Here is a 3,693-nt window from a genome sequence, read left to right on the forward strand (position 1 = left end):
ACTGAGTTTACTAAAGCTTTGCCGTTGGTAAAATCTCTTTGATATAGATTATTAGCTTTATAGTAGGGGGAGAGAGGGGAGCCGATTTGCATAGAATATGTTTCATCATATGGCTTATAATTAGTGGTCCAATTTGGATACTGAAAAAGGTGATAAGTATGATCCCCTGAACTGAGCAAATAAGAGCTTAGACTGTAAGATTTCACTTTGTTAATCTGATCATTCGTATACGAGGAATTAACTGCGAGACCTGTATTTATAAGACCTATTTTATTTAAACTAGCTAATTCCTGTAGAGAATCTATATCTTGTTTCCATTGCGTTTCAGATCTATTTGAATCTATTGGATTAGTACCCCAGCGCATAAACCCTTCAGCCATAGCTCCGTCCGATACATCAAAAAATGGTCGATAATTATATTTATAGTATGTATGACCAATAATGCCATTAAAAATCAAAAGCTTATTAACGCCTATAGATTGTTTCATGTAATCAACAAATTCTAAATTTGCCTGTCGCCATTCATCATTGGTATATAATTGACCCGTGCTTGGATTAATTGGTTTTGCATTATAATATATGTATCCCGAATCCTCAATCCAAGCCGAAATCACATCTAAAAAAATGCCATCATAACCATAATTTTCAATTTGTTGTTTTAATTGATTCGCCCTATATGTTCTCCATTCGGTATTAGAAGGATCTAGTAAATAATTATTTGTATAATTTTTTTCATAAATCTTGTTACCGCCCGAATCTAATAAAAACCATTCTGGATGATTTGTAGTAACATACGTCCAATCTGCAGTATTGTTATAAATTACAGTTCCATTTTTATATGAAAGTACTTTCAAGTTTGGGTTTTTTTGATGAAGATAAGATACCTTAGAATTAAAATAACTATAGCCATCGGCAATAAAATATTTGTAATGAGCGGCTATGTAATCCAAGTCTGAATCATTAAAACCGTTTCTCCAACTAGTAGTAGACATAAAAGTTTGAATACTTAATAGATCCTCGTTAAAGCTACTAATAGTTATATCTTCTAGATAGGGAGTAAGCTTAGAATCTGCGGTATCCATTATGGCTTTATACTGTACATAAGAACTTTGGGGAAGATGATCGATAGAAGCGCCTGAGGTTGTAAAATAGGTACTTGCTGTTTTATCAGGACCAACAAAGGTTGCGGAAATGAGACCGGCTTCCGAGGAGGCATATTTTACTTGAAATTTAACATTCGTACCCGTGGGTTTTACGGCATTCCAACTGAGAGTCAATTCATTGAAATTATTAAGCTCTTGGGGTTTTGAAATTAATTCTCCGGAAGACTGGACAGACGATACATAAACCTTAGCATCATTAGTACTGCCCATATATAAGCGGCCAGCATAAGAAGTAAGGGGATGAACTCGCTGTTTAACATATATGAGTTTGGAAGGCATAGTATTACTTATAAGATTCCACGTGCTGCCATCAGCTGTATCGTAAAGATAACCGGACGGCGTGCCCATAGGATCACTTATTCCGGAAACAAATAATTTTCCGTCAAAAATTGCATATCCATCGGTAGTTATGGACTTTGTAGAATTAAAAGTATTAACAGGAGAGAATGTTACTAAATCCTGAGAGGTATACATGGAGGTATGGTTAGCGGTGCTGTAAGTTTCAAGAAAATATTTGTTATTAAAATATGCAATTTTATCAACATAGCCTACATCTGACAGTAAACCTACCCTAGTAAAATTCCAACTTGTTCCGTCATACGAGAACAAACCTGTATCGTTTGGGTAAGCGCTTGAAGTTCCGCTCATCCAAAGTTTGCCATTAAAAACACCGAGGGATGTAAACCAAAATTCACTATTATCTACCGGCCTTTTTTTGACAAGCGACCAGGTATTACCTTCGTCAGCCGATTTTAGCAAATTATCATCACCTGCGTTCTGAGTAAAAACATATATCTCGTTATTAAATTTAAATGCACTACCTTCGGTATGTAAGGCATTGGGGATAATTCTTTTTTTTGCCCAGCTTCCATCAAACACATAAAAACTCTCGGTGGTATTTGGTACATCCGTAATATCCACTCCGGGAGTCATTATTTTGTTATTTAAGACGCTTAGCTCGTTAATTCCCTGCTCCGCAACTGTATAAGAAAGTGCTGTTGAATTAGTTTTATAATTATAAGTGATTATGTCTCCGCCGATACTATTAAACATATCGGTGCAAGCCGACATATATAACTTCCCATTATATTCGACCATTGATTGAATGTTGCTTTGCGTTGACGGATCGAAAGCCTCCACGAAGCTGGCATAATCATTTTTTAAAAGTAAATTTCGGGGAACAAATCAGTCTCCGATGTTGAGCTAGTATAGTTGCTACTTGACCAATCGGTATCGGTAAAAAAAGTGGGGAGGGCTTGGATATTGGCATTTGTTGCCTTAGTATCTTCAGTATCTATAAGCAAAAATTAAATGCTCCGAATATAATAGATAGGGTATATATAATAAGTACACCTATATGTACTTTGCCTGAATAGGGTTTTAGATGCCATTTGTAGTAGAACTTGAATATTCGTCTTAGGTCATTATGAAGCCAGGCTAGAGTTTTAGATTTAAAAGTAACTCTAGTAGATTTTTGGATAAGTTCTATTTGTTTGTCTATATCTTTCAAGTCTTTGCTCACAGTAATAGATTGGTTATATATAGTAATTGTAGATAAATGAGAGGAGAAGTGCAAGAAGGGTGGTTTTATTTAAATCATTTTAGTTAATTAATCGGACCTAATACATTTAAAGATTGGTTATATAGCCATTTATAATTAAGATTATTATCAGTTACAGCACTAAGAGATCCCATTGCTTCTGGAGAAAGACCAGATACTCTATTTGTTGACGGAGAAGGGCCATATTCGATTATAGAGGCAATAATTTTTTTACCGTTAACAGGATTTGTAACAACTACTTTTTTCTGATAATACCAATTTTTGTTAGTATAAATTGGCTGTCCGTTAACATCAGTATAGTTCCATCTCATATTAATATAGTAGCGTTCACCGGCTACAGACGGTGCGCTACCCCAAGCACCATAACCACAGCCACCAGATGTCTGCCAAGCCATACCATTCTGAGCCCAAGCTGGAACGCCTGATGTACTATAATGAGTAGCTGATGCTTCTTGGCAGCTAAAAGCTAGATGTTGTTCTCTGCCTACTTTTCCAGAAGAAGCAGGCAATATAATACCGTCTAGTGAGTCTGTTTCTAAATATGAATCGAAGTTAATTTCTCTAACAGCAGACCCATCTGCCGACATATAATACCACTTACCGCCTATAGAATAAGCAACCCAAGCCCTCCATTTGCCAACATCAGATAATGATAAATTTAAATCCTTAGAATATGAATAATAAGAACTTGGATCAATAACTACATTATTATAACCAACATCTCTTGGATTCCAAGCTGGCTCATTTAAACGAACAGCAACTCCTAATATTGGAATATGAACTTTGCTTGATGAAGCATTATAGGTTTTGAAAGTAAAAGTTGCAGTACCACCAGCTGCCGGTATACCTGGATTCACTTTTAAGCTGCCTTCGTTATCTGATGAGTCAATTTTAACCTTCACATTAGGATAACCTACACTATATGTTATTTGATTAGTCTTTCCTGCATCAGCCGGGATATTATACCAA

At 35.7% G+C, this 3,693-nt stretch carries 2 protein-coding genes; both read right to left on the reverse strand.

The window, feature by feature from the left end; genetic code table 11:
• Positions 1 to 2,234 (reverse strand): hypothetical protein (locus COX95_04305; GenBank protein PIZ85385.1); only part of this gene is annotated, 2,234 nt, incomplete at its 3' end.
• 534 nt (positions 2,235 to 2,768) lie between these two features.
• A partial coding sequence (locus COX95_04310) for a hypothetical protein (protein PIZ85386.1) occupies positions 2,769 to 3,693 on the reverse strand: 925 nt, incomplete at its 5' end.

The organism is bacterium CG_4_10_14_0_2_um_filter_33_32, assembly GCA_002792735.1.
GTDB lineage: Bacteria > Patescibacteriota > CPR2_A > CG2-30-33-46 > CG2-30-33-46 > CG2-30-33-46.